Origin of the sequence: Streptomyces sp. NRRL B-1140, from assembly GCF_001280065.1 — a bacterium.
Classification (GTDB): Bacteria; Actinomycetota; Actinomycetes; order Streptomycetales; family Streptomycetaceae; genus Streptomyces.
This window is the reverse complement of record NZ_LGEA01000091.1, coordinates 355,728-368,119: the sequence shown is the minus strand read 5'-3', so window position 1 is coordinate 368,119 and position 12,392 is coordinate 355,728. Positions and strand designations below refer to the sequence as shown.

The 12,392-nt window shown below is 70.8% G+C and carries 11 protein-coding genes and 1 pseudogene; 8 read left to right on the top strand and 4 right to left on the bottom strand.

Translation table 11 applies throughout. The features are described 5' to 3' along the window. The first annotated feature begins 43 nt into the window (after positions 1–43). Positions 44–1,045: an endonuclease/exonuclease/phosphatase family protein gene (locus ADK65_RS13570; protein WP_053670289.1), complete on the top strand. Its 1,002-nt coding sequence runs from the start codon at positions 44–46 to the stop codon at positions 1,043–1,045. A gap of 69 nt (positions 1,046–1,114) precedes the next feature. On the opposite strand, the gene snpA is transcribed toward ADK65_RS13570, so the two are convergent. Beyond that, entirely contained in the window at positions 1,115–1,801 is a 687-nt protein-coding gene (gene snpA, locus ADK65_RS13565) for a snapalysin (protein WP_053670287.1), read from the bottom strand. Between the two features lie 172 nt (positions 1,802–1,973). Between snpA and ADK65_RS13560 the strand changes: the two genes are divergently transcribed. Further along, positions 1,974–2,933: a LysR family transcriptional regulator gene (locus ADK65_RS13560; RefSeq protein WP_053670285.1), complete on the top strand. Its 960-nt coding sequence runs from the start codon at positions 1,974–1,976 to the stop codon at positions 2,931–2,933. A gap of 22 nt (positions 2,934–2,955) precedes the next feature. Here ADK65_RS13560 and ADK65_RS13555 read toward each other — a convergent pair whose 3' ends face one another. After that, entirely contained in the window at positions 2,956–5,049 is a 2,094-nt protein-coding gene (locus ADK65_RS13555) for a PhoX family protein (protein WP_053670283.1), read from the bottom strand. 279 nt (positions 5,050–5,328) lie between these two features. Here ADK65_RS13555 and ADK65_RS13550 point away from each other — a divergent pair, with 279 nt between their 5' ends. The 6 genes and pseudogenes from ADK65_RS13550 to ADK65_RS39240 all read left to right on the top strand — a co-directional run. After that, entirely contained in the window at positions 5,329–7,185 is a 1,857-nt protein-coding gene (locus tag ADK65_RS13550) for a VWA domain-containing protein (RefSeq protein ID WP_053670281.1), read from the top strand. A 146-nt stretch (positions 7,186–7,331) separates the two neighbouring features. After that, positions 7,332–9,047: a methionine--tRNA ligase gene (metG, locus tag ADK65_RS13545; RefSeq protein ID WP_053670280.1), complete on the top strand. Its 1,716-nt coding sequence runs from the start codon at positions 7,332–7,334 to the stop codon at positions 9,045–9,047. Positions 9,048–9,207: 160 nt separating this feature from the next. Then, positions 9,208–9,573 carry a PH domain-containing protein gene (locus tag ADK65_RS13540; RefSeq protein WP_053670278.1) on the top strand — a complete coding sequence of 122 codons (366 nt, stop codon included), beginning with the start codon at positions 9,208–9,210 and terminating at the stop codon, positions 9,571–9,573. A 93-nt stretch (positions 9,574–9,666) separates the two neighbouring features. Then, a complete protein-coding gene (locus ADK65_RS39780; RefSeq protein ID WP_324614267.1) occupies positions 9,667–10,047 on the top strand; it encodes a hypothetical protein in 381 nt (126 codons plus the stop codon). 24 nt (positions 10,048–10,071) lie between these two features. Further along, positions 10,072–10,581: a hypothetical protein gene (locus tag ADK65_RS39775; protein WP_324614266.1), complete on the top strand. Its 510-nt coding sequence runs from the start codon at positions 10,072–10,074 to the stop codon at positions 10,579–10,581. A gap of 6 nt (positions 10,582–10,587) precedes the next feature. Next, positions 10,588–10,731 (top strand): annotated as a pseudogene (locus ADK65_RS39240) (ATP-binding protein); the annotation flags it as partial. A gap of 13 nt (positions 10,732–10,744) precedes the next feature. Here ADK65_RS39240 and ADK65_RS13530 read toward each other — a convergent pair. After that, entirely contained in the window at positions 10,745–11,164 is a 420-nt protein-coding gene (locus ADK65_RS13530) for a hypothetical protein (RefSeq protein WP_199825620.1), read from the bottom strand. Between the two features lie 224 nt (positions 11,165–11,388). Then, positions 11,389–12,381, bottom strand: a complete 993-nt coding sequence (locus ADK65_RS13525) for an intradiol ring-cleavage dioxygenase (RefSeq protein ID WP_053670276.1) — start codon at positions 12,379–12,381, stop codon at positions 11,389–11,391. Positions 12,382–12,392 lie beyond the last annotated feature (11 nt).

Here is a 12,392-nt window from a genome sequence, read left to right as displayed (position 1 = left end):
GGGAGGATTCGCGCATCCCACCCCGCGAACGGAAGGCCGGGCCTTGAACACCGCCGCTGCCGAGTGGACCGCCAGGGACGACGGGCGCGAGCACCGCCCGCCCGGACGGCGGTTCGGCGCCCGGTGCGCGGGGCTGCTGTTCGCCGGAGTGAGCGTGGTCGTCGGCTTCCGGACCGCCGACAGCGACGGCATGACCCCCGTCCCGCAGCTCCTCGCCTTCCTCCCCTGGCTGCTCGTCCCCACCGCCGCGGGACTGCTCCTCACCCTGCTGTCCCGCTGGTGGCCCGGAGCCGTCTGGGGCGTGATCCTGCTCGGGCTGCTGGCCTGGTTCATCGAGCCGTACGGCAAGGTCGGCGACCCGGTGGGCCGCCCGGTCGCCGGCCTGCGCGTCCTGACCTCCAACGTCGAGTTCGGCCAGGGCACCGGCTCCCTCGTCGCAGCCGTCCGCCGCGAGAAACCGGACGTGGTCTTCGTGGAGGAGTGCGACTACGCCTGCGACGCCCTGCTGAAGCGGGACCTCTCCCCGGACTACCCGCACCGCCGGGCCGTGGAGGGCGGTGGCTCCGAGGGCTCCGTCATCCTCAGCCGCTTCCGGCTCCGGCCCACCGCGGGCGTGCCCGGCACGATGGGCATGCCCGGGGCGGTCGCCGACGTCGACGGGCACGCCGTACGGCTGCAACTCGCCCACCCGATGCCCCCGCTGCCCGGCCAGGTGGACCTCTGGCGCCGCGAGCTCGGCGCCCTGCGGGACGCGGCCGGCTCCGACCCGGCCACCCCTCTCGTCCTGGCCGGCGACTTCAACGCCTCCCAGGACCACGCGGCCTTCCGCCGCATCCTCGACACCGGCCTGAGCGACGCCTCCCGCCTGGACGGCTCCGACCGCACCGCCACCTGGCCGGCCCGGACGGCCCCGGCGTTCGGCGCGCAGATCGACCACGTCCTCGTCTCGCGGGACTTCGGCGCGAGCCGCACCCGCATCCTGGCCCTGGCCGGCACCGACCACCGCGCGGTCGTCACGGACCTCACGCTCCACGCGCGCCGCTGACCCGGCCCGGTGCGCCCACACGAATACGGCCGCCCCTCGTGACAGGGCGGCCGTATCCGCATGGGGGTCCTAACGGGCCGACTTCTCCAGGGCCTTGTCCATCGCCGCCGCGAAGCCGTTGGCCCACAGCCGGTTGACACGGGACCGCTCGGTGGCGTTCGGGACCGCGTTGGTGCAGGACGGGCCGGGGCCGCCACCGGACATCAGCTCGCTGCACGGGCCCGAGTAGTGGTCGGGAAGACCGAGGACGTGACCCGTCTCGTGGGCGGTGACCCGGGTGGAGTCGTACTGCTGGTTCTGCCGGTAGTCCAGGAAGATGTAGCCGCTGCCGTGACCGTCGGTGGAGGCGTACGAGCCGCGGGAGTCGTTGCCCTCCCGGTAGCTGAAGTCGGCCGCCGCGGCGGAGCCCGACTGGAGCTTCACGTTCGACACCGAGCTGTTCCATATCTGGGTGCTGCGCGCTATCTGGGCGCTGAACGTGGGCGCGCGGGAGGCGTCGTAGACGACGGTGACGGCCGCGGTGGCACTCGGGTTCTCGGCACGCTTCTCGGCGACGGACTTCAGGACCGCCTGGAAGAAGGCTCTGTTCGCGTCGGATGCGGCCGACGCGGCGGACTCGGCCGACTCGGCCGGCTGTGCGACGAATCCGGCGTGGGGCTCCGCGGCCGGGGACGCCGCGGCGGGGGCAGCCGTCCCGAGCCCGGCCATCGTGAGGCCGAGACCGAGAACCGCCAGGGAAGACAGGGACTTTCGCATCGAGGACTCCTTGGGTGGGGTTGAGTCTCACCGGTGAGTCTCGGTGCCTGTGCGGCGCCTGTGATGATGGCAACCAGGGATAGGACCGGGTTATCGGCTGCCCAATTCACCTAATTAAGCGATGGATTATGTGGCTGGTTAACGCCGCGATTCCGCCTTAGCCTCACAGAGCATGGAGCTCGAGGTGAGACACCTCCGCGCGCTGTGCGCCATAGCCGACACCGGCAGTCTGCACCGCGCCGCCCGGCAGCTGGGCGTCGCCCAGCCGTCGTTGAGCACCCAGCTGCGGCGCATCGAGCAGGAGCTGGGCGGGCCGCTCTTCCTGCGCTCCCACACCGGCTGCCGCCCCACCCCGCTGGGCCGCCTGGTCCTCAGCCGGGCCCGCCCGCTGATGGCCGACCTGCACCTGCTGGTCACCGAGGCGAGGGCGGCGGCGTCCGGCGGCACCGAGCTGCGCGTCGGCTCGACGGCGAGCAAGGCCCTCGCGGGCTGGCTGCGCCGGCTGCGCGCCCACGGCCGCAACCCCAGCCTCCACATGAACGTCTCCCCCAACGCGCTGCTCCGCATGGTCGCCGACGGCCAGCTCGACGTGGCCTTCGTGCACGAGGTGGAGGACTGTCCGCTGCGCATCCCCGCGGAGCTCCGGCTGCGCGTCCTGGTGGAGCGCGAACCGCAGTGCGTGTCCCTGCCCGTCGACCATCCGGCGGCCGCCAAGCAGGAGGTCGAGCTGACCGACCTGGCCGGCGACCGCTGGATGATCGACCCCACCGTCGACGGCGAATGGGACGCCGTCCAGCGGATGTTCCGCGACGCCCGCGTCAGCCCGCACGTCCTGCACGGCGACTACCACACGGCCGACGCCCTGGTCGCGACCGGCGAGGTCGTCACCGTCTGCCAGCCCACCCGCACCCCGCGCCCCGACATGGCGGTGCGCCGCCTGAAGGGCGACCCGCTCGGCGTGCGGCTGCTCGCCGCGGCCCGCACGGAGACCGTCCTGGACGGCGTCTACCCCGCGCTGGAGGAGGCGTACGGGGAGGTGGCCCGGCAGGCACCGGCGTACCGCGAGTGGCGGGCGCCGGAAGGGCCGGCACCCGGCGGCCACCTCAGACCGCCGAGCCCGGCCCTTCCTTGAAGCAGGGGCGCCGACCTGCGGCTCAGACGCCGATGTCGGACCCGTCCGCGCGCCACACGGCCACCACGGCCGGGCGGACGTACGTCCCGGGCCCGTCGGGCCAGGTGCTCGCGGGCCGCTCCACGGACGCGCCGTCGATCTCGCCCGGGTGCTGCACGGAAACCAGGACGCGCCGGTCCTGGACGATCGGGCCGCAGGTCTCGGCGCCCTTCGGCACGGTCAGGAACTGCTTGAGCTCGCCGCGCCGCTCGCCCCGGGTCGCCACGCCGAACAGGCCGTCGTGCGAGCCGAGCTGGGCACCGTCGGTGGAGATCCACAGGTTGCCGTAGGGGTCGAAGGCCACGTTGTCCGGGCAGGAGATCTGGCTGACGGCGTCCTTCGGGAACCCGGCGAAGTACGTCGCCGGGTCGTCCGGGTCACCGGCCACGAGGAACAGCGACCAGGCGAACCGGGTGCTCTCGGGCCGGTTCCACCGCTCGGTGAGCTCCAGGACGTGTCCGTGCTTGTTGGCGTTGCGCGGGTTGGCCTCGTCCGCCCAGGCGTTGGAGCCGACACCCCGGTTGGTGTTGTTCGTCAGGGCGACGTACACCTTGCCCGTCACCGGGTTGGGCTCGATGTCCTCGGGCCGGTCCATCTTGGTGGCGCCGACCTTGTCGCCGGCGAGCCGCGTGAAGACGAACACCTCCTCGGCGCTCATCCCCTCCACGTGCGAGACGGCACCCTTCGCGGTGGCGGTCGCCAGCGGGATCCACTGACCGCTCCCGTCGAACTCGCCGTCGCCGGGCAGCTTGCCGGTGCCGTCGATCTCGATCGCCGGGGAGTCACCGGTGAGCTTGGCGACGTACAGCGTCCCCTCGTCGAGCAGGGACAGATTGTGCTCGCGGACGGCCCGGGAGGTGCCGTGGCGCATCCGCTTGCTGCCGACGAACTTGTAGAAGTAGTCGAACCGCTCGTCGTCACCGGAGTACACGACGGGACGGCCGTCGTGCGTGAGCCGCACGGTCGCGGCCTCGTGCTTGAACCGTCCGAGGGCCGTGTGCTTGCGGGGCGTGGAGTCCGGGTCGTACGGGTCGAACTCCACGACATAGCCGAACCGGTGCACCTCGTTCGGCTCCTGGGCGACGTCGAACCGCTTGTCGAACCTCTCCCACTTCCGCTCGCTCGCCCCGGTACCGATGCCGTACCGCTTGTCGGTCGCCCGGCCGCTGTTCGCGAAGTACTGGTTGAAGTTCTCCTCGCCGTGCAGGGTCGTTCCCCACGGGGTGACACCGCCCGAGCAGTTGTTGATCGTGCCGAGCACCTTGGTGCCACTCGGGTCGGCGGAGGTCCGCACGAGCTCGGACCCGGCCACGGGCCCGGTCAGCCGGAACTCGGTGGTGGCGGTGACGCGCCGGTTCAGCCGGTGCCGGGGGACTGGGGTGAGCCTGCCCGTCTTGCCGTCCCCCTCCACGACGACGGCGGACAGCCCGTGCGCGGCCCAGGCGATCTCCACCTGCTCCCGGGTCGGGCGGGCGGCGTCGTACCCCCGGAACATCAGGATCTCGTCGGTGTACTCGTGGTTGGCGACGAGCAGCTGCCGGCCGCGCTCACCGGGCAGCGGCAGCAGGGCGAGGAAGTCGCAGTTGTACCCGAACTGCCCGGCCTGGGCCTTGGCGGTCTGCTTCTCCGGGTCGAAGGCGGGCGCCCCGCGCAGAATGGGCTCGCCCCAGCGGATGACGACGTTCTGCCGGTACCCCTGCGGCACGGTGACCGTGTCGGCGGTGTTGGGCGCGACGGGTGCGAAACGCAGCCCGCGCGCACCCTTGGTCTTGCGCCGGGCGGTCTCCGAGGCCGCGGCGGCGGCCGGTCCCGCGGCCGGTGCGGCGACGGCCTGCGGGGCCCGGGCGGCACCGACGGCACCCGCCCCGGCGGCGGCCACGGTCACGACGGCCGCGGCACGCATCATCGACCGGCGGCCGATCGCACCGGCGATCACGTCACCGACGTACTCGTTGGAGCTGGTGTTGGGCACCTCGTGGAAGCAGGCGTCACCACATCGGAAACGACAGGTCATGGCGGACCGGCCGCCGGGGTGCGAACCGGACGGAGTCCCGATCAACGGCAGCAGCTTGCGCACTTTACTCTCCCCTGGGATGCCCTTGGTGTCAGCGTGACCGTAGGTGCGCATACGTGCGGTAGCCGGGCGCCCAGGTGAACAACGAATGAACCCCCGGCTGCCGTACGGGGGTTGTGGCGATTCAGCACGGCGACACCCGCACCGGCCGGATGCGCTCTTGACAGAGTGGGCCCGGCACAACAGACCCTGCCCAAGATCACACAGGAGGGCCGCTAACCTTACGTGTCCGTCCTGGCCAGGGATTGACGGGCTTCAACTCACGCGAAGGGTTGCGCGCACATGGGCATTCTCACTCGGTTGCGGAACGCGTTCGGACGGTCCCGCAAGTCACAAACCGCCGAGGCGGAGGGTGCGGCGCGTACGGCGACCGCTGGCGAGACCGGCGGGGCCGAGGGCCTGACCAGCGAGGACACCGGCCGCGAGGCCGCTGCCGCGCCCGCGTCACCCCCCGCCACGGACCCGAAGGTCCCGTCCCCCTCCCCGGAACCGCAGCCCACGCCGTCGGCCGGCGTCCCCGAGCCCCGCACGTCGGACTCCGGGGAACACGACCTCGTCTCGGCGGCCTTCGACCATGTGACGGTCCCGAGGCCGACGCGGTCGACGGAGGGCGAGCGGGGCGCTTCGGCGGAACGGGCGGAGGCGGAGGAGCCGGCGGGTGCCGGGGCCTCCGAGGCTGTGGCGGAGCCGGCGGGTTCCGGGGCCTCCGAGGCTGTGGCGGAGCCGGCGGGTGCCGAGGGATCGGCGGGTGCCGAGAAGGCGGCTGCCGAGGAGCCGGCGGTGGTCGCGGAGCCGACTGCTGTCGAGGAGCCGGAGACGGCGGAGCCTGCCGCGGCGGAGAAGGCCACGGATGCGGAGGCCGTGACGGAGACGCCGGAACCGGCCGCAGTCGCCCCGGCGACGACCGAGGAGCCGAAGCCGACGGCAGCGGAGAAGCCTGCAGAGGCGGAGGCAAAGGCGGAGGCGGAGGCGGAGGCAGAGGCGGAGACGGACGCCAAGCCCGAGCCGCAGGCGGAGACGCCCGCAGAGCCGAAGCCCGAGCCGAAGCCCGAGGCCGAACCGAAGCCCGAGCCCGCAGCCGACGCGAAGCCGAAGGCCGCGCCCAAGGCCGAGCCTGAGGCCACGCCGAAGCCTGAGGCCGACTCCGGGACGAAGTCCGAGAAGACCCCCGAGGCCGAGGCCGAGGCCGAGGCCGAGGCCGACGCGGTGACCGCCGACAAGGCGTCCGCCGAGACGAAGCCGAAGGCCAAGCCCAGGACTACGAAGAAGACCACGACGAAGGCCACGACGAAGGCCGAGCCCGAGGCCACGCCGAAGGCTGAGGCCGACTCCGGGACGAAGTCCGAGAAGACCCCCGAGCCCGCGGCCGCCGACGGCGACACCGCGCCGCAGGGGCCACCCGCACCCGGCGACGAAAGCCGCACGGATGGTGCGGGTGGGAAGAAGAACCCGGCCGAAGGCGAAGCCGAGGCCGGACCCGCCCTCACCCTCGCCGCCCTCAAGAAGCACGCCCCCGGCCTCACCACCGCCTACAAGGCCGCCACCACCACCCTCGAGAAGAACGACCTCACGGGCACCCGCGCCAAGGTCTACCTCGTCCTCGACCGCTCCGCCTCCATGCGCCCGTACTACAAGGACGGCTCCGCCCAGGCCCTCGCCGAGCAGACCCTCGCCCTCGCGGCGCACCTCGACCCCGAGGCCACCGTCCCGGTCGTCTTCTTCTCCACCGAGCTCGACGGCACCGGCGAGATCACCCTCACCGAGCACGAGAACAAGATCGACGACCTGCACGCGAGCCTCGGCCGCATGGGCCGCACCAGCTACCACGCGGCCGTGGAGGCGGTCCTCGCCCACCACGACAAGACCGCGGACCCCGCCGCCCCCGCCCTGGTGGTCTTCCAGACCGACGGCGCCCCGGACGCGAAGACCCCCGCCAACCAGGCCCTCACCGACGCCGCCAAGAGCCACCCCGCCGTCTTCTTCTCCTTCGTCGCCTTCGGAGACCCGGAGAACAAGGCCTTCGACTACCTCCGCAAGCTCAAGACCCCCAACACGTCCCACTTCCTCGCCGGCGAAACACCTCGCGAGCTCACGGACAAGGAGCTCTACGAGGGCGTACTGGCGAACTGGCGCCCGTAACCCCCACCCCACCTCGCCGCCGCCCGCGTCCCACCCCGCAAAAGGGGAGGCGGGCGGCGCACCCATGTCAGCTACGATTTCAAGGTTCGTAGACGACCGAGACCACGAGATCGTCACCCCGCGTAGCGACTTGGGAGCAGCCCGCGATGGCTCGACACCTCATCACCAGCGCCCTTCCGTACATCAACGGGATCAAGCACCTGGGCAACATGGTGGGGTCCATGCTCCCGGCGGACGTCTACTCCCGTTACCTGCGCCAGCAGGGCCACGAGGTCCTCTACATCTGCGCGACGGACGAGCACGGCACCCCCGCGGAGCTCGCCGCGAAGGAGCAGGGCATCCCGGTGGACGCGTTCTGCACCGAGGCGCACCACCAGCAGAAGGCGATCTACGACGGCTTCAACCTGGCCTTCGACTACTTCGGCCGCAGCTCCTCCCCGCAGAACCACGAGATCACGCAGGAGATCGCCCGCGAGCTGAAGGCGAACGGCTTCATCGAGGAGCGTTCGATCCGCCAGGTGTACTCGAACGCCGACGGCCGCTTCCTGCCCGACCGGTACATCATCGGCACCTGCCCGCACTGCGGCTACGACAAGGCCCGCGGCGACCAGTGCGAGAACTGCACGCGCGTCCTGGACCCGACGGACCTGATCGACGCCCGCTCGGCGATCAGCGGCAGCAGCGACCTGGAGGTCCGCGAGACCAAGCACCTGTTCCTCCTGCAGTCGGTGCTGGCCGGCGAGGTCGAGGCGTGGGTCGACGAGCGCGCCGACAACTGGCCGGTCCTGGCCTCCTCCATCGCCCGCAAGTGGCTCACGGAGGGCCTGCACGACCGCGCGATCACCCGCGACCTGGACTGGGGCGTCCCGGTCCCGGCCGACACCTGGCCGGACCTCGCCGCGGAGGGCAAGGTCTTCTACGTCTGGTTCGACGCCCCGATCGAGTACATCGGCGCGACGAAGGAGTGGGCGGACCAGGACCCGGAGAACCGCGACTGGCGCTCGTGGTGGTGGGAGTCGGACGCGAACGTCCACTACACGCAGTTCATGGGCAAGGACAACGTCCCCTTCCACAGCGTGATGTTCCCGGCGACCCTGCTGGGCACCCGCGCCCCGTGGAAGAAGGTCGACGTCATCAAGGCCTTCAACTGGCTGAACTACTACGGCGGCAAGTTCTCCACGTCCCAGCGCCGGGGCGTCTTCACGCACGACGCCCTCGACATCCTGCCGGCCGACTACTGGCGCTACTTCATGATGGCGAACGCCCCGGAGTCGGACGACTCGTCGTTCACCTGGGAGCACTTCACCGCCACGGTGAACAAGGACCTGGCCGACACCCTCGGCAACTTCGTCAACCGCGTCCTGTCCTTCTCCAGGAAGCGCTTCGGCGAAGAGGTCCCGGCGGGCGCCGAGCCCGGCGAGGCGGAGACGAAGCTGGGTGACGAGATCGCCCGCCTGCTCGCGGAGTACGAGGCCCAGATGGAGGCCATCCAGTTCCGCAAGGCGGCGGCCGCGCTGCGCGCCCTGTGGTCGGCGGGCAACTCCTACCTGGAGGAGAAGGCCCCCTGGCTGGAGATCAAGACCAACCCGGAGGGCGCGGCGCTCACCCTCCGTACGGCGATGAACCTGATCCACCTCTACGCGGTGGTCTCCGAGCCGTTCATCCCGACGTCGGCGAAGAAGATGCGCGAGGCGTTCTCCCTGGGGAACGACACGGCGACCTGGGTCACCGCGGACGAGGCCCGCTCCCTCACCGCCGTCCCGGCCGGCACCCCGTTCACCATTCCGCCGGTCCTCTTCGCCAAGCTCACGGACGAGGACCTGGAGTCGTACAAGGAGCGCTTCGGCGGCGAGTCCGAGTAACTCCCGCCCCACGCCCGCCCCTAGGGGGAACTCCTCCTGGGGGCGGACGCGTTCTCCGACCGGCTCGTCCTCAGGCTCATCGCCCTCCGCGGCCCCTGTTCGTAGGATGAGTGAGGCATCCGGCCCACCAGGCGGTCCGGGCAACCAACCGGGGGACACCATGGCACTGTTCGGCAACGCGCACACCGTGAATCCGCAGTCGGCCCAGCAGGACTACGCCCGTCTCCTCGGCCACGGCGAGCAGGTGCACGCCGCGTTCCTGCTGATCCGCGACACCATCCTCTTCACGGACCGCCGCCTGATCCTGATCGACAAGCAGGGCATCACCGGCAAGAAGGTGGAGTACCACTCGGTCCCCTACCGCAGCATCACCCACTTCTCGGTGGAGACGGCCGGCACGTTCGACCTGGACGCCGAACTGAAGATCTGGATCTCCGGCACCCCGGCCCCCATCGAGAAGACCTTCACCAAGGGCGTCGACATCTACGAGGTCCAGGCGATCCTGACGCAGTTCGTGGCGAGGTAGGCCGGGAACGTTTCTCCCAAGCCCGAAAGAGTGAACGCAGCACTATGTGCTGCATATGCCAGGGGCTGCGGGGGGCGGGCCTAGCTTGCGCACATGGTCACATCAACCCATGAGACCTCACACCGGATCTTCCAGGACCATCCGGAGGTTCTCACTCCAGTCTTCGAGGCATTGGGTCTGCCCCCACCCGCGAAGGCGATCATCGAAGCGCTCACACCCGATGCCACGGAGATCAAGCCCCTGGAGCGTCGGGTGGACACGGTGCTCAAGGTCGAGCCGTCCGAGGGAGACGGCTTTCTCATCGCCGTTGAGTCCCAGACCGCCCGGGCCCCGGACAAGGGGATCAGCTGGTCCTACTACGTGGCGTATCTGCACGCCAAGTACGCCATGCCTGTGCTGCTCGTCGCTGTCTGCAAGAGCCGACGGACCGCGTCCTGGGCGGCGGGGCCCTTCGAGTGTCGCGTCCGAAGCTAGGCAACGCAGATCACCCGTCCCTTCGTGCTGGGCCCTGACAATGTTCCGCCCATCATCGACGAGTCCGTCGTAGCCCGTCACCCGGCACTGGCCACCTTCTCGGCCATCGTCCATAGCGAAAGCGCAAACGCCCCCGCCATACTGAAAATGCTGGCCCACGCTATGCGGTCGTTCGACCGAGCCACAGCAAAGTACTGGTGCGAGTGGCTCGAAGTCGGACTGGAGAACACTCCGGTCCGGGAGACATGGAGAGAGCTGGAGAAGATGGTCGCCACATACTTTCCGGGCAGGGGAACCCTCTTCGAGGAGACGTACCTGGAGGGCAAAGCCGAGGGCAAAGCCGAGGGCAAGGCCGAGGGCAAGGCCGAGGGCAAAGCCGAGTCGATCCTGAGCGTGCTGGAGAAGCGTGGCATCCGGGTACCCGCGGCAGTCCGGGATCGCATCACCACCTGCACCGACCTCGACACTCTCACCCTCTGGTTCGACCGCTCCTTGACGGCTACTACGGCCGACGACCTGTTCGTCGAACACTGAGCGACCCGCGGCCTCCTCCTCGTCGAGGCCCTCGCCGACCGCTGGGGCGTGCTGCTCGGTCCGGTCCCCCGCAAGACCGTATGGGCAGAACTCGATCTGCCGAACCTCTGCCCAGCGCCAATCGCCCCGGGCACCGGCGAGCGGCGCTGAGGCTCTCCGACTGCTAGGGCGTCAGCAACGCCGCGAGACGGGTAGCGGTCCGCTCGCCAGCACGCTGCCTGATCAAACCCTCCTTGGCGGCAGCACGGAGTCGGATCTGCGCGTCGAAAGCCCCATCCTTGGTCACCCGGGCGGTGACGACAACCGGGTTCATACCGCCTGCGCCACCGCCCACGACGGCACGGATCGTCCGCTGACCCTCACCGGATTCCGGCACCGGGTCGACCCTGCGCCCGGCTCGTTCGAGAACGGAGGCGACGCGCTCGACGGCGTCGTCGAACGGCAGGGCGACGGCCAGGTCGATCTCGTGAACGTTCTTCCTCATCAGCCTGGCCACGAAGCGGGTCAAGCCACCCCCAGCCCCGACGGCAGCAGCCAGCGAGGCGAGCTCATCGGCCAGTATCCGGTCCTCGTGGTCGTCCACACGCGTCCCCGTTCTCGTTCGGCCGACCACGATTACCACGAACCGTCGCGCCCACCCCGAAGAAGCCGGCCTTCGCGACGCCGAGCGGGAAGCGCAAGCCGTAGGACATCCACACCTTGTGGATGAAACGTCACCGCGATCGCCAGGCCCCGGATGATCACGATGCGGGGCGGCGGGGCGGACGGTCAGGACCGGCCTGCTCACGTCCGCCCCACGCACCGTCGTCAGCCCGTGGCCGCCGACGCCGAGGGCGATGCCGACGTGCCCGGCTGCGCCCCGTCTCCCGTGCCGTCGTGCGTCGCCTCGGGGTCGACGCCCATGGTGAGCGCGGCGACGACGCCCCTCGCGATCGCGCCCTTCTTGTACTTCAGCTTCAGCAGCCCGCCCTCGGTGCCGTTGCCCGGGTAGATGGTGTCCTCGTCGAGGGTCGTGCGGGTCGTGGTGTTGGTGGAGTACGGCGCGACCTCGGCCGTGGCCAGCACGGACGCCTCGTCGAAGAACAGCTGCCCGGTGTGGCAGGTCGTGCCGCCCTCGTAGCCCGCGTCGGTCCAGGTGCCGTTCACATGCACCTTGGTGTGGATGTGGACGCAGCGGCCCTGGTACCAGCCGGGGAAGACCGTGCGGAAGACGACCTCGCCCTTCTTGTCCGTCCGCCACGTTCCGCGCAGGTAGCGCTCGTCGTCGGTGGGCTCCTCGTGACCCCCGCCGCCCCCGCCGCCGCCTCCCGGGGGCGCACCCGTCGGGCTCCCGGTAGGAGAGCCGGTCGGGGTGCCGGAGGGCGGTGTGCCGCCGCCTCCGCCACCGCTGCCGCCCCCGCTGCCCATCGCCTCGTACCCGGAGTACAAGCCCAGCGCGTTGCAGTGCCAGACGTCGACGGCCGCGTTCGCCAGCGGCTTGCAGGTGTCGGCGTCGATCACCTTCAGACGCAGGGTGAGCGGGATGCCCTCCTGGTCCTCGGTGATGTCCCGGCGGAGTTTGTCCGCGTCGATGTAGTAGGGGCCTTCGGTCGTCTCGGACGTCAGCCTGTAGCAGGCCTCGCCGGAGGTCCCGGCCGTCTTGCCCCGCGCGGCCGTGGTCTCCTCGCCGGCGAACGCGCCCGCCGCGAACGAGCCGCCGACCCCCGCCGCGACCACCGCACCGGCCCCCGCGACGAGGACCTTGCGGCGCGTCAGGTCCCTCTTGTGTTTCGGCCCTGGGGCCGTCTCCTGTTCCGTCATGGGAAGGAAGC